This window comes from Promicromonospora umidemergens, assembly GCF_024171995.1.
In the GTDB taxonomy this organism is placed as follows: domain Bacteria; phylum Actinomycetota; class Actinomycetes; order Actinomycetales; family Cellulomonadaceae; genus Promicromonospora; species Promicromonospora umidemergens.
This window is the reverse complement of record NZ_JAMTCT010000005.1, coordinates 289,821-305,707: the sequence shown is the minus strand read 5'-3', so window position 1 is coordinate 305,707 and position 15,887 is coordinate 289,821. Positions and strand designations below refer to the sequence as shown.

Here is a 15,887-nt window from a genome sequence, read left to right as displayed (position 1 = left end):
GGGCTACGCTCCGACGTCGTGACGAAGAAGCACCGCAGGGGCACCGAGCACCGGTTGCGACATGTTGGAGCGCTCGTGCCGCCGGACGGGTTCCGTGCCCTTGTCTCTGTGGGTATGGGCCTGGAGGGTCCCGTTGAGCGAATCGCGCGGGCCTCTGTCGCCAGACGACGCAGAGCCCCCGAACTCTGAGACACCGCTCACCCGAGCTCGACGGGTCCCGCACCGCCGACGTCCGACCACCACTCCGCGGCGTGGTGGTCGGACGGGCGGGTCAGTCGCGGTCGAGCTGCTTCGCGGACGGCTCCCCGCCGGTCCCGCCCTGGAGCTGCTTGTCCGCGCGCACCTCCCAGAACGTCGCGTTCTCGATGCCGAGCTTGCGCGGGTCGAACTGCGGGTCCACGCCCTGCCGCTTCTGCTGGCGGTAGTCCTTGAGCGCCTTCAGAGCGGGGCCCTGGAGGAACAGGATGCCGATGATGTTCAGCCAGGCCATCGAGCCCACACCGATGTCGCCGAGCCCCCAGGCTGCGCCGGCGGTGGTGACGGCGCCGTAGGCCACCGAGACCAGCACCAGCGCCTGCAGCGCCCGCTGCATGGCCCGCGCCGCGAGACGGTTCTCCATCTTGCGGGTGAGGTAGTTCAGGTTGGTCTCGGCCATGTAGTAGTACGCCACGATCGTGGTGAACACGAAGAACGAGAGGACGATAGCGATGAACGTCGGGCCGGCCCCGGGGAACACCGAGTCCAGACCCTGCTGCACGAAGCCCGGGCCGGGCTCGACGTCGGTGCTCAGGCCGCCGTTGCCCTCGTAGATCGCCTCGCCCGGCCAGGCCTCCCCGGAGAAGGTGTTGAACATGCCGGTCGAGATGATGATGAACGCGGTCGCGGAGCAGACGAACAGGGTGTCGATGTACACCGCGAAGGACTGCGCGAAGCCTTGCTTGGCCGGGTGCGAGACCTCGGCGGCGGCAGCGGCGTGCGGCCCGGTGCCCTGGCCGGCCTCGTTGGAGTAGATGCCGCGCTGCACGCCCCACTTGACGGCGAGGCCGAGGATCGCTCCGAACACCGGCTGGACGCCGAAGGCGCTGCCGAAGATCAGCCCGAACACGCGGGGGATCTCGGTGAAGTTCACGAAGAAGACGATGACCGCGATGAGGACGTAGAGCAGGGCCATCGCGGGGACGACGATCACCGCGAAGTGCGCGATGCGCTTGACCCCGCCGATGACGATGAAGCCCAGCAGGATCACCAGGCCGATGGCGGTGACCCAGGTGGGGATGCCCCAGGCGTTGTCGATCGCCGAGGCCATGCCGTTGGCCTGCACGCCCGGCAGGAAGAAGCTCATCGCGATGATGGTGACGATCGCGAAGAGGATCCCGTAGGCCAGCGACAGGCCACGGGCCTTGTGCTTGTACGCCTTCTCGAAGTAGTAGGCCGGGCCACCGCGGTACTCACCGGTGTCCGGGTCCTTCTCCTTGTAGATCTGGCCGAGGGTGCACTCGATGAACGAGGTGGCGGCGCCGAGGAACGCGGAGGTCCACATCCAGAACACGGCGCCGGGTCCGCCGAAGGCGATCGCCGTGGCGACGCCGCCGATGTTGCCCATTCCCACACGGCCGGCCAGCGACATCATCAGCGACTGGAAGGAGGAAGTACCGTCCTCCGACTTCTCGCCCTTCTTGAGCTGGTTGAGCATGTCAGGGATGTGTCGGACCTGGAGGAAACCGGTGCGGACGGAGAAGTACAGACCGGCGAGGAGGCAGAGGGCGATCAGCGGGATCGACCAGATCAGCTCGTTCGCGGTGCCGATGCGATCGGCGAAGCTCATAGTCACTCCAGGGTAGGAATATTCGGACAAGCGCACCAGCGGTGACCAGCGCGTCCGCGGTAGCACCGCGCAACTGGCATCTTGGCAGCAAGCGACCTGTGAGTGTGGTCACTAACTGGCAATGGCGGCACACTAGCGGGTCGCCGGGGCATGAACGCCAATTCTTGGACGCTCATTACCTTGTCATGACACGATCCGAACGATCCGATGACGATTGGCGGTACGACGGTGCCGCGATCTCGGCGCAGCCGACCGCGTGCCCCTGCTGCCCTACCGGCGGCGCTTCTTCAGGTAGGCGGCGAGCTCGCCGGCGCGCCGGCTTCGTTGCCGTACTGCGCGCAGTTCTTGGCCGTCCCCATCCGCTCCCCCGCTGCTCGGCCGTACGGACTTCGCCGCGTCCCGCAGGTGAGATCGTGGAAGGCAGCCAGTTCAGAAACCCCGACCGGATAATCGGCTATGCAACGTGCCTGCGTTCCAAACCCCTGCGCGTTCGTCGACCACGGGGCTGGCGGGACCCTTGAAGATTGGGACAGCCCTCGCCTCCACCGGGCCATGAAGAACCCGTTCACCAAGCAAGACGTCGCAGGAACTAGACTATCTCGTTTCTCGTTACGTCGAGAAGGTCAGGGTCGGATCGTTCCAGTTGCTCCTCGAAGCGCTGCCAGCCATGTTCGCGAACATATCTCGCCTCACGAGGGCCAACGGGAATCAGCCAAACAATCCCGGCTGACTGCCCGTTGGGCTCTAGCTCAACACTGTAGAACTCTTCATCATAATAGACTGGATTAGCAAAATATATGCTGTCGAGCACCGAAAGCGGGTGGATGACCCCGGGGAGTTGCTGCACATCGCCCCGGATGCGTGCCTCATGTCGGCCGACCATCTCGTTCGCAATCCACTCGACACACCGGCCCATGTCAGCGGTGAGCTCTTCTGGGATCTTGCGCACTGCGAGGAACGCCTCGAGCACGTAGCGATTGCCGGTTCCCCGAACAGTGAGAATGTGGCGGCTCATCCCGAGGGTGGACCATGACTCGACATCATGGAACCGACCGTTCTCGTAATGAGCGATCTGAAGCCCATCCATCTTACGAACTCCACCGGAAATTCTCCCGAGGCGCTGTTCAAAGTGATCAATCAAACTCATCCAAACCTCGCAACGTCGTTTCCAATACCACGATCACCAGCCCGCCCCCGAACCGGCAGTGAGCCCCCGGCGACCTTTCCGAAGTTCCGATGCCCGGCAGGTTCAACTCATCCAGAACCTTGTGTCGCCCGCTCTCAACCGCACCGTCATAGCTGCGACCTGGAGCATTATCCATTGGGCCGACGCCCAGTGTCGCCCGGTGAATACATCGATGTCACTTAACGCATTCAACGCGCGCTCACATAGTTGCGGGTCCATGATAAAGCCACGCAGCGAGCGATACACCGAGTCGCTCGAAACGGTCCTATTGATACGCGCAGAATGCCCGATGCACGTGACCGCAAGCTGACGAACGTTTCCATCAGAATTCTCCCTCGCCTGACGCGATAAGAATTCCTCCAGCCACGCGACATCCGTCTCGAAATAAGTCAGCTCGAGCAGAGAGTTCGTTGCGACGACCGTATCCCCGCGATCAATCCGATCTATCATTCGGCACCGGTCGCCACGACCAGGTGAGTTGCTCATCGAACCAGCCTTTAGAAGTGCGCTCCGCTGTTTCGGGCTGAGAGACGACCAATCCCGTACATGCCCATGCCGAACCCATCGTCAGTCTCGCACTGCAAGGACCTTCCTTGTTCGGCCTAGCGAAACGATCTACCCATCCGGACGAACAGTATCAATGAGTCCTACGTCGCTCTGGCGACAGACAGAGGCGGGTCGATCGCGGGGCGCTGAGTCGCACTTGGCACGCCGGGCCGGGCCACGACGTCGGGCAAAGTATCCTCCGGACCATGAGCCCCGGTGTGCTGTACGTCGTCGTAGCCGGTGCCGGCGCGGTCCGGCACGTACCGTCGCGGCTTGTACCACTGGCTCTCGAGCGAGGCTGGGACGTGTATGTCCTCGCTACCGATCAGGCGGCGCGCAACTTCCCCGAGGCGGTGGCGCAGATCGCTGTGGTCCTAGGCCGTCCGGTACGGACCGACTTCCACACCACGGTCGGGTACTCGCTCCCGGACCCTGACGCCGTGATCGTGGCTCCGGCCACCTACAACACGGTCACGAAGTGGGCCCTGGGCATCGCCGACACCTATGTCCTGACCCGCCTGGCCGAACAGGTCGGCCGCAACATTCCCATCACCGTCGGGCCCTACATCAACGCCAGGTTCGCCAACCACCCGACCTACCAGGGAAGTCTGGCCACCCTCAAGGAGTGGGGCGTGAACGTCGTGATCGGCCCGAACGAGCCGCACGAGTCGGGCGATGACGCAGCGGACGACTTTCCGTGGGAGGGGATCCTCGACACGCTCCCGCCCGCGAGCATGTAGTCCAAGCTGCCTGCCGCAAAAAGACCGTCGGGCGCTCGTGTCAGACGGTGGGCGTCGACGGGCGCTCCTCCCGACGCCAGGCATGCTGTACGCATGCCGAAGACCTTGCCCTCGAGCCCCACCGTGATCACCGACGACAGCGAGGTGCGCTTCGTCGCCGGGGCCGACCAGTTCGCGCTCCGCCTCAAGGACGGGCACCTGCACGTGCGCGCCATCGACACCAGCGGCAACGAGGTCCAGCTCGCCGTGATCCCGACGTCGCGCAGCACCGTCAACCTGCAGATCGAGCACCCGGTCGCCCACGGGCCGGTGGACGTGGACGGCCCGACGCTGCGCGTCCCCTGAGGCCGATCCGGACTTCACCTGGGCTGATCCGGACTTCACCTGCTCCGGACAGGCCAAGATCTCGGCCTCCGACGTAGGCTCCGGTCAGGGTAGAGGCCTGGGTTCTGACTCAGGCCGGGACCCGGATCCGGGGCTGGGCCTGGACTCGGGTAGGAACCGGAACCGGGCTGGGGCCCGGGCTCCGGTTCCTCGGGCGGATCAGTCTTGGACGAGCCAGGCCCCGGTCCACCGTCCGGTGTGTCAGGATGTGCGCCATGCAGATAACGACGAAGGGGCATGCCGCGTAGGCGTCCCTCCACGCTGCGACGATCCGCAGCCGCACGGCGCCACTATCTCCGCGTGGCGCCGATCAGGGATGGCCGACTCTCCGGTTCGACCAGCGCCGCCATCGCGCGCGTCGAAGACTGGCCCGGACAGATCCATGACTCGCTCCAGAATTGGGAACGCGAAGCCCGCAGAACCAATCCCTGGATCCGACCATCCAACGGCTGCGATATCTCCGGATGCTGCGGAGCCCCACGCGACGACCGCGACATCCTCGAGCAAGCGATCCATCGCCTGCCGCGACGTTCTGCTCAAGAGCTGCGGCGCCTTGTCCGGGCGATCGACGAGCGCATCCTCTCGACGTTCCCCGCCCGGCTCGACCACTACCACCGCTGGTGGCACGCCGACTTCCCGTGGAACCACGGCTGAGGCAGCCCCGGCCCGCTGCGCGGATCGCGTCGTCGTGCGGGACGCGGCTCTTCACCCCCCGGACCGCGACGTAGGCCTGGTCGCTCTATGAGGGTTCATAGAGCGACCAGGCCTACGTTCGACGGATCCCGCCCCCGTCCAGGGCGAGCCACCGGGTCTAGTACGGGCAGGTGCTGCGGTACTCGCTGATCGTCGTGCTCGTGGACGGTGCCGGGCACAGGAACTGGTCGTAGCGCAGGTCGTCGTCGACGAAGCGCTTGAGCCAGGAGATGCTGTACTTGGCGATGGTCGTGTTGTTCGTGCTCGGCGCGAAGTGGCTGGCGCCGCGGAGCTCCAGGTAAGCCTTGTCGGCAGAACCGGGCAGGGACTCGTAGAAGGGCTCCGCATGCAAGCGGACCGAGGCGATCGAGTCGTCCTGCGCACCGACGATGAGGGTCGGCGTGCTCACCTCTGGCCACGTCTTGTCCGTGTTCCACGGCGTCAGCGGGATGGCCGCCTGCAACGACGAGTCGTCCTTCGCCGCCTCCAGCGCTCCCCCGCCGCCCATCGAGTGGCCCATGACGGCCAGCCGGTCGGCGTCGATCCGGCCGCTGACCACGCTGCGCGCCGTCAGGTAGTCCAGCGCGCTCCGCAGCTGGTCACCACGGGAGGACGGCTGGTCCGAGGTGGTGTTCGTGTCGATGGTGAAGACGACGAACCCCTGCGAGGCCAGACGCGGCCCGAGCCAGGCCATGCTGGACTGCGACGCGGTGTAGCCGGGGGCGACCGCCACCGCTCCGAACGTGCCCTCGGCCGTGCTGGTCGGGTAGTAGATGGTGCCGCCACCGAATCCGGTGACCGCCAAGCGCGAAACGCTGCGTTCCGCGACATCGAACGAACCGAGGCGAGCCTCGATGCTCGCCTCGGTCGGATCGGGACCACGTTCGTACGGGTTGTCGGCGGCGGACGCGACCGGCATGCCGACGACGGCGGTACCGGCGAGCAGCAGCCCGGACACGAGCGCTGCACCGGCCTTGCGGATCAGATGCCTCATGAATCGCCCCTTTGAGTTCGGTGAGACAACAACTGACGGGACCGACGATAAAGTAGCTCTACCAAGTGGTCAAGACATTCCGGAGATTGATGCACTCCCACTGATTAGGGTCGTACCGTGAACGAACACGTGGACGGCCGCAAGCTGCGCTTCGAGCACCGCCGCGCCGAGGTGCTGCGCGCCGCGACCGAGCATGCCCTCGACCACGGCCTGGCCGGCCTGTCGCTTCGCAAGGTAGCCCAGACGGTCGGCGTCAGCCACGCGACGCTGGTGCACCACTTCTCGACCAAGGACGAGCTGGTCGCCGAGATCGTGGACCTGGTCCTTGCCCGGTCGCTCGCGCTGCCAGACCTGGCCGACGACGACCCGGAACCGCTGGAGACGATCTGGCAGCGGGCGACGTCGGACACGGGACGCCGCTACATCCGGCTGTTCACCGCGATCACCGGCCATGCCATGCACGACAACCCGAGGCTGCGCGACGCCGTGGCCCGGTCGATGCGGCAGCGGACGGCTCTGCTGGCCGCGGGACTGGTGCGGCACGGCTGCCCGGAACCGGAGGCCACCGCGCTGGCGACGTCGCTGCTCTCGACGCTGCGCGGGCTGCTCGTCGACCTCCTGGTCACCGCCGACGAGGAGCGCGTCCGGGCTGCGTTCGAGGACCTGGCCGCTGAGCTGGACCGGCGCGGCGCCCACTGGCAGCCGCCCGCTCGGCCGCCGTCGCCGTCGGCGACTGACGAGGTCCGGAGCTGACTCCCGTTCAACAGGCTCTGGGCGACCACCAGCCCGGTGGTTCCGGCACACCAGAGCCTGCTGAACAGGCCTCAGGAACGGCCGCCGATCCGGGCCTTGACCTTGACCCGAGGTCAAGGTGGAGGCTCATCGCATGAGCAACCTCGACGCAAGCCCGCCCCGTCCGAACAGCGCCTCCTGGACCGGCATGGTCCCCGTCGACGACACGGCGCTGGCCGTCACCGACTCCGGCGGCCCCGGCATCCCCGTCGTCTACCTCAACGGTGCCTACGCCTCGCAGCGGCACTGGCGGCGCGTGGTCGCCGACCTCGCCGGCGGCTACCGGCACATCACCTTCGACGAGCGCGGCCGCGGCCGGTCGAAGCAGTCGGCGGACTACTCGTTCGAGGTGTGCGTCCGCGACATCGACGCGGTCCTCGCGGCCCGGGGCGTCGAGAGCGCCCTGCTCGTGGGCTGGTCCTACGGTGCGCTGCTCGCGGTGCACTGGGCGAGCCGCAACCCGGAGCGCACCCTGGGCGTCGTGGGGGTCGACGGTCCGTACCCGGTCGGCTGGACCGACGAGGCCGGGCACGCCGAGATCCGCAAGGTGTTCGGCCGGATGAAGCCGATGATGCCGCTGGCCCGCCTGCTCGGCCTGGCCGGGCGGTTCTCGGCCGAGCTGCACGCAGAGCTCGCCATCGAGTCCCACCACCTGCACGCCGCCCTCGGCCCGACCCTGGCGGGCCTGACCGTCCCGACGCGGTACGTCGTCGCCTCCGGGGAGGCGGTGGGCAGCCGCGACGACCTGCAGGAGCAGATGCGCAAAGCCCTCGACCCGCTGCTGGCCGACAACCCGAACCTGCGGGTCAGCGCGAAGGTCTCCAGCAACCACGGCAGCATCCTGCGCAAGGACTCCCCCGCCGTCGCCGATGCCGTGCGCGAGCTCGCCGCCGCACCGCGAGCGCAGGGCAGACTGGGGCGATGAGCGGACGGACGACGGGTGGCATCACCATCGGCCAGGCGGCGGCGTTCGCCGGGGTCACCATCAAGACCGTGCGGCACTATCACAAGCTCGGCCTGGTCGAGGAGCCGGACCGGGACAGCTCCGGGTACCGCCGGTACGGGTCGGACGACCTGCTGCGGCTGGTCCAGGTCCGGACGCTGGCCGCCGCCGGCGTCCAGCTCGCCGACATCGGCACGCTGCTCGACGCCGACGCCGAGCGGTTCGCCGTGGCGCTCACCGACGTCGAGCAGCAGCTCACCGACCGGATCGAGGACCTGATCGCCCGCCGCGACACGCTGCACCGGCTCGCCGACGACCGGGCGCTGCTCCCCGACCGCGCGTGCGCGGTCCTCGACCGGATGCGCGGGCTCGGCTTCAGCCCCGACTACGTCGCCGGCCAGCGCGAGGCCCTGGTGCTGTTCCGGGCGCTGGTGTCCGCGGGTTTCGACAGCTTCGTGACCCAGCTGGAGCACCGGCTGGACGACCCGGAGTTCGTCGACCTGACCAAGCGCAGCTGGGACGCGCTGTCCTGGGACCCGGACGATCCGCGGGTCGAAGAGCTGGCGTCCGCACTTGCCGACAACCTGCTGGCCAAGCCCGAGCTGCTCGCGATGCCTGCTGGGTTCCGGGCCCAGCCCGACACCGCTACGCGGTACGGGATGGTCAACACCCACGGGCAGGAGGAGTGGCCGACGTCGGCCCGGCTGACCGCGCTCGTCGAGGCGAGGCTGCGCGCAGCCGGGGTGCGGGTCCCCCATCAGTGACCGCGGCCGGCCCGCGCGGGCCGGGTCGCGCGGGCCCAGCCGGCGCGACCCGGCCGCTCGGGGGCGTCAGCCCTCGCTCTCCGGCGATACGGCGAGCCGCGTGTTCCACGGGTCCGCGAACCGGAGCGTCTCCCCGTCGTCGGCGGTCGGGATGCGGTGGGACCGGAGCCGGTCGGCGAGGGCCTCGACGTCGGTCCGGGTGGGGAGGAGGATCCGCACGTCGCCCAGCCCGAGGGACGCGGCGCGCGGTGCGGCGCCGGCGCTGCGCCAGGTGTTCATGCCGATGTGGTGGTGGTAGCCGCCGGCCGAGACGAACAGGGCGGAGTCCCCCAGCTGCGCGGTGACGTCGAACCCGAGCGTGTCGACGTAGAACTGGCGCGCTGAGGCGAGGTCGCCCACCTGGAGGTGGACGTGCCCGATCGCGGCGGAGGCGCCGGCGTCGGGCACCTCCGGGTCGTGCCAGCGCCGCAGGAACTGGTTCGGGTCGAGGTACTCGCTGGCCATCGCCACCGTCCCGTCCGGGTGGACGGTCCACTCCTCACGGGGGCGGTCGCGGTACAGCTCCACACCGTTGCCCTCGGGGTCGGTGAAGTAGAACGCCTCGCTGACCAGGTGGTCGGCGCTGCCGGTGAAGGACTGCGGCACGCGCTGCGCCATGGACGCCAGCGACGCGGCCAGCCGCCGCTCGTCCTCGAAGAGGATGGCCGTGTGGTAGAGCCCGGCGCCGCGAGGGTCGGCGCCCGGCAGGTCCCGCTCCTGGCGCAGCACCATGATCGGCACCCCACCGCGGCCCAGCGTCGTCGTGGCGCCTGCGTGGTCGAGGACGTCGAGCGTGACCGCCTGCTGGTAGTAGTCGGTCATCACGTCGAGGTCGCGCACGAGCAGCTCGACGGTGTTCATCCGGGTGCCGTCGGGCGCCAGCCCCTTCGTTGCGACACTGTCCTGCCGCCACGTCGGCACGGTCCGCTGCTCGCCCATCAGGACACCAGCGCGAGGCCGCCGGCCCAGGAGATCTTCTCGGCGCCGGCGAGAGTCAGCTGCAGGAACCCGACCGCCTCCAGCTCCCGCGCCCGCTTGAGCGAGCCGGCGTCGACCCCGCGCAGCCCGGCCGCGGTCACGAGGTCGACGAGGGTCTGCTTGGCGGCCGCGTCGTCGCCGGCGACGAGCACCGTCGTCGGCACGGCGCCGATCTCGCCGGTGGCGAGGGTGCCACCGAAGTTGGTGTTGAACGCCTTGACGACCTTCGCCCCGGGCGCTGCGTCCTGCAGCAGCTTCGCGGCCGACGAGTCGGCGGGGACCATGAGGTCGTCGAAGGTGCTGAAGTCGACGGGGTTGGTGACGTCCACAACGATCTTGCCGTCGAACCGGTCCGGGTAGGCGTCCAGCACGTCCGTCACGGCCCCGTAGGGGACGGCGAGCACGACGACGTCGCCCGTCACCTCGTCGCCGACCGTGCCTGCCGTGCCGCCGTGGGGGCCGGCGACAGCGCGCGCCTTCTCGGGGTCACGGGCAAGCACCTGGATGCCCGTACCGCCCTTCGCCGCGACGCCCGCGACGACACTGCCGAAGTTTCCTGCACCGATGACGGTGACCGTGGTCATGCGCACTCCCCAGATAGTTGTTCCTACAACCAACATCCCGAGTGTGGCACCGTTTACTTGTTGCGTCAACCAAACGGTAGGATGGGCTCGTGAAGCGACGTGTTCCCCGGATGAACGACCAGGAGTCGGCGGCCTGGCTCGGCCTGACGACGGTCTTCCAGCTCCTGCCGGCCGCGTTGGACCGGCAGCTCCAGCGCGACTCGGGCCTGACGCACTTCGAGTTCGTCGTGCTGTCCAGGCTCCAGCTCAGCGAGGAGCCGACGATGCGCATGACGGCGCTCGCCGAGGCCACCGTCGCTACCCTGCCGCGCCTGTCCCACGTCTGCGGCCGGCTGGAGAAGCGCGGGCTCATCGAGCGTTCCTCCTGCCCCGAGGACCGCCGCGCCACCAACGTGCGCCTGACAGGCGACGGCCGCCGCGAGCTGATCCACTCCGTCCCCGGGCATATCGCGACGGCGCGGCGGTTGGTGATCGACGCGCTCACACCGGAACAGCTCGACGTGCTCGCCGACATCACGGCCACGATCACCGCCCGCCTAACGAAGGAACCGCCAACCTGACGCCCCCGGGCGCCCGGCCCCCTCCGGCGCCCCGCGCCCGGCGTCGAACGTAGGGCTGGTCGCTCTATCAGCCCTCATGCCGCGACGATGCCTACGTTCGACGAGTAGAGCGACGGAGCCTACGTTCGGCGGCGGGTCATGGGCCAGGACAGGGCGCAGGGCGCGGGTCGTCGGGCGCCGGGCGCCGGCGTATCTTGACGTCGTTGCCGCAGGCCCGGCCACAGACGCCCCATAGGCTCCGCGTGTGGTGAGGAACAGGCAGCCGCTCGGGCGGGCGCTGAGGAACGTCATCGTGGCCAACGTCAGCTCGAGCCTCGGCGACGGCATCGCGAAGGTAGCGGCTCCGCTGCTGGCCGCGCGACTGACCGACGACCCGCTGCTCGTCTCCGGCGTCGCAGCGGTCTCGATGCTGCCGTGGCTGATCTTCTCCATCCCGGCCGGGATCCTGCTGGACCGGATCGACCGACGACGCGCCATGACCCTCGCCAACGGGGTCCGGACGCTGCTCGCGGCCCTGCTGCTGGCGCTGTTCGCCACGGACACCCTGACCATCTGGTGGCTCTACGTCGTCATGTTCGCCTACGGGGCGTTCGAGACCATCTACGACGGCGCGCTCCGCGCCGTCCTGCCCTCGATCGTCGACCGGCCCGACCTGCCACGGGCGAACTCGCGGGTCGAGGCCGGGGAGATCGTCGTCGAGCGGTTCCTGTCCGGTCCGCTCACCTCGGCCCTGTTCGCGGTCTCGGTCGTGGTGCCGCTCGGGATCAACGTGCTGACGTACGCGGTCGCCGGCGTCATGGCCGTGTTCCTCCCCCACGCCGCCGCCGGTGCCCACCGCACCGACCCGACCGGCGAACCACACATCGCCTGGTACCGGCAGCTCACCGACGGCTTCCGCTACATCATGAGCAACCCCATGCTGCGCAGGCTCTGGATCATCAGCGTGGCGATCGCCCTGTGCTTCTCTGCCGCCACGGCGACGATCGTGCTCTACGTGCTGAACCGGCTCGGGCTGCCGGAGGCCTGGTACGGCGCGTTCATCCTGGCCGGAGCCGTCGGTTCGCTCGGTGCCGCGGCGCTCGCCGACCGGCTCAAGGTGCGGTTCGGCGCGGGGCCCGTGATGGCGGTGGCACAAACCCTGTCGCTGGCGGCGCTCGTGCTGATGGGAGCGGTTCCCGTGCTCGGCGTGGTCGCGTTCGGCTACTTCCTGTCAGCCGGCGGCACGACGGCGTGGAACATCCTCGTCATGTCGCTGCGCCAGGCCGCGATCCCGAGCCGCCTGCTCGGCCGGGTCCACGGCACCTGGCGCACGCTGCTCTGGGGCACGATGCCGCTCGGCTCGTTGCTGGGCGGGCTGCTGGGCCGGATCGACCTGCGAGCGCCGTTCCTGGTGGCCGGCTGCCTCGCGACGCTGATCGCGCTCGTGTCGTTCCGGTTCCTGGCGGGGCTGCCCAACCCGGAGGATCTCGACGACGCCGACGCGGCTTGAGCTCCTTGCTCGGACGCCGCGCGCGGTTTCTCGACGACGTGCTACGACCCGCGTCCCGCGGCACAGGCGCCGTGCCCGGAGACCCGGAGACCCGGAGACGACCAGGTCAGCCGGCGTCGCCGGACCTGCCCGCTCGGGCGGCCCAGACGATCAGTACGATCCCGACGACGGCGAGGATCGGCCCGACGACCGCCCACAGCGTCACGCCCGTCATCGCGCTGCCGGCGAGGTAGCCGAGCCCCTGGAAGGTGAAGACGGCGCCCATCAGGACGAGGACGACGCCGAGCACGATCAGACCTGACTTCACGATTTCCTCCAGTCGGGGACGCACTGTCGCTCATTCTTCGTCGACACCTTAGGACCCGACTCTCTCGCGCGTCGAGGCAGGAGGACCCTCCGCTCCGACCGGGGTCGGAGCGTTGGCCTTGCGCAACGCGCCCCAGAGCACCCCACCGATCACCAGCGCGGCGCCGAGCGCGGTCGCCGCCTCGATGTCCTCGCCCAGCAGCACCGCCGAAGCGCTGAGTCCCACCACGGGGACCAGCATCGAGAACGGCGCGACGACGCCTGCTGGGTGCCGGGCCATCAGCCAGGTCCAGATCCCGGATCCGACGAGCGTCCCGATCAGCACCGTGTAGGCCAGCCCGACCAGTGCCGAGACCATGTGCGGTCCGGGGACGAACGCCGCGGCGATCGCGTCCGGACCCTCCACTGCCAGGGACAGCGCGAACATCGGCACGGGCGGCACCACCGACATCCACAGTGTGAGGTGCAGCGGGTTCGCCGCCCTGGCCCGCGCGTTGGACACGTTGCCGATCGCCCACCCGAAGCCGCCGGCCAGCACCAGCAGGAACGGTGCGAACGCGGCGGCCTGCGCCTGGGACCAGCCCACCACTGCCAGTCCCAGCGTCGCCACGCCCAGCCCCACCAGCTGCCGTGCGGGCACCCGGTCCCGGAACGCGACCGCGCCGAGCAGCACGGTGAACGGCGCCGACGACTGCAGCACCAGCGACGCCAGCCCGGTCGGCATGCCGACGGCCATGCCCCAGTACAGGAACAGGAACTGCAGGGTGCCGAAGCCGATGCCGTACCCGAGCAGCCAGCGCACCGGCACCCGCGGACGCGGTACGAGGAGCAGGGTCGGTACGGCGATGATCGCGAACCGGAGCGCCACGAGCAGGAACGGCGGGAACTGGCCGAGCGAGGCGTCGATGGCGATGAAGTTGAGACCCCACATGGCCGCGACGGACACGGCGAGCAGGCGGTGCGAGATCGGCATGGCCTGAGTCTGTGCGGCGGCGGTTCTGTAGGACAAGCGAAAGTTTCTACAGGTCCTTGTAGGTTGCCTTCATGGATGCTGCCTTCATGGACGCAGAGCCCCGGCGGCGCGGTCACGACCTGTCCCGGATGGACCCTCGTCACCTCGACCTGCTCCGCGAGCTCGCCGACCGGCACTCCGTGACGGCGGTCGCTGAGGCGACCCATCGGACGCCGTCGGCCGTGTCGCAGCAGCTCCGCACGGCGCAGCGTGAGCTGGGTGGGATCCCGCTGGTGGAGCCGCACGGCCGAGGTGTGCGGCTCACCGAGGCGGGCAGGCTCTTGGCCGACGGCGGTCGCGACCTCGCGCGGACGATCGCCCAGGTGCAGGCCAGATGGGATGCGTACCTGGGGTCGGCGTCCGGCACCGTGCGTCTGGCGGCGCTGCCGAGCGCGGCGGCGGTCCTGCTGCCCGAGGTCCTGAGCCGGCTCGCGGACACGGCGGTCGGTCTCGAGTGCACCGACGTCGACATCGCCGAGTCGGAGTATCCCGGGATGGTCGCCGACCACGACGTCGTCGTCGGGCACAGCTTTACCGGGCCTGTGCCCGCCGGAGCGGAACACCTGGTCACCGCGGCCCTGCTCCGCGAGCCGCTCGACATCGCCATGCGGGCAGATCACGTGCTGGCGACCAAGGCGCGGGTCACGGCCCGGGACGTCGTGCTCCACGAGTGGTACGGCGTGCCGCTCGGCTACCCGTTCGACGACCTGCGCATCGCCGTCGAGACAGCGACCGGCACCCCGGTCCGGGTGGTCCAGCGGATCCGCGACAACCGGCTGGTCGAGGCGCTCGTCGCTGCCGGCGACCGTGTCGCCGTGCTTCCCCGGTACAGCACCACGCCCGGCGCGGGGATCGTCCTGCGACCGGTGCACGGCATGGACGCCGCGCGGTGGATCGTCGCGATCCTGCGGCCCGACCGGGCCGAACGGCTCGCGGTCAGGACGGTGCTGGACGCGCTGCGGGCGGTGGGCCGAGAGGTCGTCGGCTGATGACCGTCCGGTCGCCGCGCGCCGAACGGCACCCTGGGCCGGCGGTCACGAACCGAGCGGGTCTCCGCTCGGCGGCGTGTCACCGCGTTCGGTCGCACGGTCCAGCGTCCGGTCGGGGAGCCAGACCGTGAACGTGCTGCCGCTCGTGCCGTGGTCCGTGTGCAGCAGGTGGCCGTCGTGGCTCTCGGCGACCTGGCGGGCGATCGCCAGCCCCAGGCCGGAGCCGTCCGGCCGCTCCGCCTGGCCGGCCGGCGCAGCGCCGTCGGCCGGCCCGGCAGCAGCCCCGTTCCCGTCCTCCCCGCGGTAGAACCGGTCGAAGATCCGGTCCCGCGCCTCGGCCGGCACCCCCGGCCCCTCGTCCGCCACGGCGATCCAGGCCCAGCCCAGCCTGCTGCCCACACCCACGGTGATCGCGCTGCCCACCGGCGCGAGCCGCACCGCGTTGGACAGCAGGTTGTCGACAGCACGGCCCAGCGCGTTCGCGTCGCCGTAGGCGACCGGGCCGGGATGGCTCCGTTCGACGATCGACACCCCCCGCCGCTCGGCGACCGCCCGGTTCTCGCGGACGGCGGACTCCGCCAACGCGGCGAGGTCACCTCCCGGTCCGCAAACGCCTCCGATCGGAACCGCGCCGTCGCGAGCAGATCCTCCAGGAGGCGGGACATCCGGCTGGTCGCGCCCAGCACGACGGCGGTCGCCTCCGCCCGCTGCGCCCGGTCGGCCTGCTCGTTGCCGAGCACCGCCTCGACGTTCGCCTGCACCACCATCACGGGGTTGCGCAGCTCGTGGGACACGTCCTCGATGAGCCGCCGCTCGGCGGTAAAGGCCCGGTCCAAGCGGTCGAGCATCCCGTCGATCGTGTCGGCGAGGGTGCGCAGCTCGTCGCGCGGGCCGGTCGCGCCGATCCGCCGGGACAGGTCGGTCGCCCCGATCTCCTGGGCGGTGCGCGTGATGGCCTCGACGGGCCGCAGCGCGCGTCCGGAGACCCACCAGCCCACGGCGACGCTGAGCAGGAACATCACCGCGAGCGCCACCGCGGAGTAGTCCCGGAGGGTCTGCAGCG

The 15,887-nt window shown here is 69.6% G+C and carries 18 protein-coding genes and 1 pseudogene; 9 read left to right on the top strand and 10 right to left on the bottom strand.

What is annotated here, in order from left to right:
* Positions 1 to 271: 271 nt before the first annotated feature.
* The 3 genes from APR04_RS11580 to APR04_RS11570 all read right to left on the bottom strand — a co-directional run bounded on the left by APR04_RS11580 (position 272) and on the right by APR04_RS11570 (position 3,497).
* Positions 272 to 1,825: an alanine/glycine:cation symporter family protein gene (locus APR04_RS11580; protein ID WP_253870379.1), complete on the bottom strand. Its 1,554-nt coding sequence runs from the start codon at positions 1,823 to 1,825 to the stop codon at positions 272 to 274.
* 589 nt (positions 1,826 to 2,414) lie between these two features.
* Entirely contained in the window at positions 2,415 to 2,972 is a 558-nt protein-coding gene (locus APR04_RS11575; RefSeq protein WP_253870378.1) for a suppressor of fused domain protein, read from the bottom strand.
* A gap of 102 nt (positions 2,973 to 3,074) precedes the next feature.
* Positions 3,075 to 3,497 (bottom strand): hypothetical protein, encoded by a 423-nt coding sequence (locus tag APR04_RS11570; protein ID WP_253870376.1) that lies wholly within the window; start codon positions 3,495 to 3,497, stop codon positions 3,075 to 3,077.
* A gap of 266 nt (positions 3,498 to 3,763) precedes the next feature.
* Here APR04_RS11570 and APR04_RS11565 point away from each other — a divergent pair, with 266 nt between their 5' ends.
* From APR04_RS11565 to APR04_RS11555, 3 genes are all read left to right on the top strand, one after another.
* Entirely contained in the window at positions 3,764 to 4,297 is a 534-nt protein-coding gene (locus APR04_RS11565; RefSeq protein ID WP_253870375.1) for a flavoprotein, read from the top strand.
* 93 nt (positions 4,298 to 4,390) lie between these two features.
* Entirely contained in the window at positions 4,391 to 4,642 is a 252-nt protein-coding gene (locus APR04_RS11560; RefSeq protein WP_253870373.1) for a hypothetical protein, read from the top strand.
* 339 nt (positions 4,643 to 4,981) lie between these two features.
* Positions 4,982 to 5,335 carry a hypothetical protein gene (locus APR04_RS11555; protein ID WP_253870370.1) on the top strand — a complete coding sequence of 118 codons (354 nt, stop codon included), beginning with the start codon at positions 4,982 to 4,984 and terminating at the stop codon, positions 5,333 to 5,335.
* 157 nt (positions 5,336 to 5,492) lie between these two features.
* Here the strand turns inward: APR04_RS11555 and APR04_RS11550 are convergent, their stop codons facing one another.
* Positions 5,493 to 6,368, bottom strand: a complete 876-nt coding sequence (locus tag APR04_RS11550) for an alpha/beta hydrolase family protein (RefSeq protein WP_253870367.1) — start codon at positions 6,366 to 6,368, stop codon at positions 5,493 to 5,495.
* Positions 6,369 to 6,485: 117 nt separating this feature from the next.
* Between APR04_RS11550 and APR04_RS11545 the strand changes: the two genes are divergently transcribed.
* The 3 genes from APR04_RS11545 to APR04_RS11535 all read left to right on the top strand — a co-directional run bounded on the left by APR04_RS11545 (position 6,486) and on the right by APR04_RS11535 (position 8,867).
* On the top strand, positions 6,486 to 7,121 hold the full coding sequence (locus APR04_RS11545) for a TetR/AcrR family transcriptional regulator (protein WP_253870364.1): 636 nt from the start codon (positions 6,486 to 6,488) through the stop codon (positions 7,119 to 7,121).
* A 133-nt stretch (positions 7,122 to 7,254) separates the two neighbouring features.
* On the top strand, positions 7,255 to 8,085 hold the full coding sequence (locus tag APR04_RS11540; RefSeq protein WP_253870362.1) for an alpha/beta fold hydrolase: 831 nt from the start codon (positions 7,255 to 7,257) through the stop codon (positions 8,083 to 8,085).
* Positions 8,082 to 8,867: a MerR family transcriptional regulator gene (locus APR04_RS11535; protein WP_253870360.1), complete on the top strand. Its 786-nt coding sequence runs from the start codon at positions 8,082 to 8,084 to the stop codon at positions 8,865 to 8,867. The genes APR04_RS11540 and APR04_RS11535 overlap by 4 nt, the downstream gene beginning before the upstream one ends.
* Before the next feature lie 66 nt (positions 8,868 to 8,933).
* On the opposite strand, the gene APR04_RS11530 is transcribed toward APR04_RS11535, so the two are convergent.
* Positions 8,934 to 9,845 (bottom strand): VOC family protein, encoded by a 912-nt coding sequence (locus APR04_RS11530; RefSeq protein ID WP_253870358.1) that lies wholly within the window; start codon positions 9,843 to 9,845, stop codon positions 8,934 to 8,936.
* Positions 9,845 to 10,468: an NADPH-dependent F420 reductase gene (locus APR04_RS11525; protein WP_253870356.1), complete on the bottom strand. Its 624-nt coding sequence runs from the start codon at positions 10,466 to 10,468 to the stop codon at positions 9,845 to 9,847. Before APR04_RS11525 ends, APR04_RS11530 begins: the two co-directional genes overlap by 1 nt.
* 89 nt (positions 10,469 to 10,557) lie before the next feature.
* Between APR04_RS11525 and APR04_RS11520 the strand changes: the two genes are divergently transcribed.
* Both APR04_RS11520 and APR04_RS11515 read left to right on the top strand, forming a co-directional pair.
* Positions 10,558 to 11,028: a MarR family winged helix-turn-helix transcriptional regulator gene (locus tag APR04_RS11520; protein ID WP_253870354.1), complete on the top strand. Its 471-nt coding sequence runs from the start codon at positions 10,558 to 10,560 to the stop codon at positions 11,026 to 11,028.
* 244 nt (positions 11,029 to 11,272) lie between these two features.
* Positions 11,273 to 12,517, top strand: a complete 1,245-nt coding sequence (locus APR04_RS11515) for an MFS transporter (protein WP_253870352.1) — start codon at positions 11,273 to 11,275, stop codon at positions 12,515 to 12,517.
* A gap of 106 nt (positions 12,518 to 12,623) precedes the next feature.
* Here the strand turns inward: APR04_RS11515 and APR04_RS11510 are convergent, their stop codons facing one another.
* A complete protein-coding gene (locus APR04_RS11510) occupies positions 12,624 to 12,824 on the bottom strand; it encodes a hypothetical protein (RefSeq protein WP_253870350.1) in 201 nt (66 codons plus the stop codon).
* A gap of 48 nt (positions 12,825 to 12,872) precedes the next feature.
* Positions 12,873 to 13,796 (bottom strand): EamA family transporter, encoded by a 924-nt coding sequence (locus APR04_RS11505; protein ID WP_253870347.1) that lies wholly within the window; start codon positions 13,794 to 13,796, stop codon positions 12,873 to 12,875.
* A gap of 71 nt (positions 13,797 to 13,867) precedes the next feature.
* Here APR04_RS11505 and APR04_RS11500 point away from each other — a divergent pair, with 71 nt between their 5' ends.
* Positions 13,868 to 14,824, top strand: coding sequence for a LysR family transcriptional regulator (locus tag APR04_RS11500; protein WP_253870344.1), 957 nt, complete (start codon positions 13,868 to 13,870; stop codon positions 14,822 to 14,824).
* 45 nt (positions 14,825 to 14,869) lie between these two features.
* Here the strand turns inward: APR04_RS11500 and APR04_RS11495 are convergent, their stop codons facing one another.
* Together APR04_RS11495 and APR04_RS31285 are read right to left on the bottom strand one after the other, a co-directional pair.
* Entirely contained in the window at positions 14,870 to 15,406 is a 537-nt protein-coding gene (locus APR04_RS11495) for a sensor histidine kinase (RefSeq protein WP_253870342.1), read from the bottom strand.
* Positions 15,407 to 15,501: 95 nt separating this feature from the next.
* Positions 15,502 to 15,843, bottom strand: a pseudogene (locus tag APR04_RS31285) (HAMP domain-containing protein); the annotation flags it as partial.
* Positions 15,844 to 15,887: the final 44 nt, after the last annotated feature.

Excerpts from the sequence above, each read along its gene's own strand:
- APR04_RS11560 (WP_253870373.1), top strand. The coding sequence starts at position 4,391 with ATGCCGAAGACCTTGCCCTCGAGCCCCACCGTGATCACCGACGACAGC.
- APR04_RS11575 (WP_253870378.1), bottom strand. The coding sequence starts at position 2,972 with ATGAGTTTGATTGATCACTTTGAACAGCGCCTCGGGAGAATTTCCGGT.
- APR04_RS11535 (WP_253870360.1), top strand. The coding sequence starts at position 8,082 with ATGAGCGGACGGACGACGGGTGGCATCACCATCGGCCAGGCGGCGGCG.
- APR04_RS11580 (WP_253870379.1), bottom strand. The coding sequence starts at position 1,825 with ATGAGCTTCGCCGATCGCATCGGCACCGCGAACGAGCTGATCTGGTCG.
- APR04_RS11550 (WP_253870367.1), bottom strand. The coding sequence starts at position 6,368 with ATGAGGCATCTGATCCGCAAGGCCGGTGCAGCGCTCGTGTCCGGGCTG.
- APR04_RS11540 (WP_253870362.1), top strand. The coding sequence starts at position 7,255 with ATGAGCAACCTCGACGCAAGCCCGCCCCGTCCGAACAGCGCCTCCTGG.
- APR04_RS11525 (WP_253870356.1), bottom strand. The coding sequence starts at position 10,468 with ATGACCACGGTCACCGTCATCGGTGCAGGAAACTTCGGCAGTGTCGTC.
- APR04_RS11505 (WP_253870347.1), bottom strand. The coding sequence starts at position 13,796 with ATGCCGATCTCGCACCGCCTGCTCGCCGTGTCCGTCGCGGCCATGTGG.
- APR04_RS11500 (WP_253870344.1), top strand. The coding sequence starts at position 13,868 with ATGGATGCTGCCTTCATGGACGCAGAGCCCCGGCGGCGCGGTCACGAC.
- APR04_RS11530 (WP_253870358.1), bottom strand. The coding sequence starts at position 9,845 with ATGGGCGAGCAGCGGACCGTGCCGACGTGGCGGCAGGACAGTGTCGCA.
- APR04_RS11570 (WP_253870376.1), bottom strand. The coding sequence starts at position 3,497 with ATGAGCAACTCACCTGGTCGTGGCGACCGGTGCCGAATGATAGATCGG.
- APR04_RS11565 (WP_253870375.1), top strand. The coding sequence starts at position 3,764 with ATGAGCCCCGGTGTGCTGTACGTCGTCGTAGCCGGTGCCGGCGCGGTC.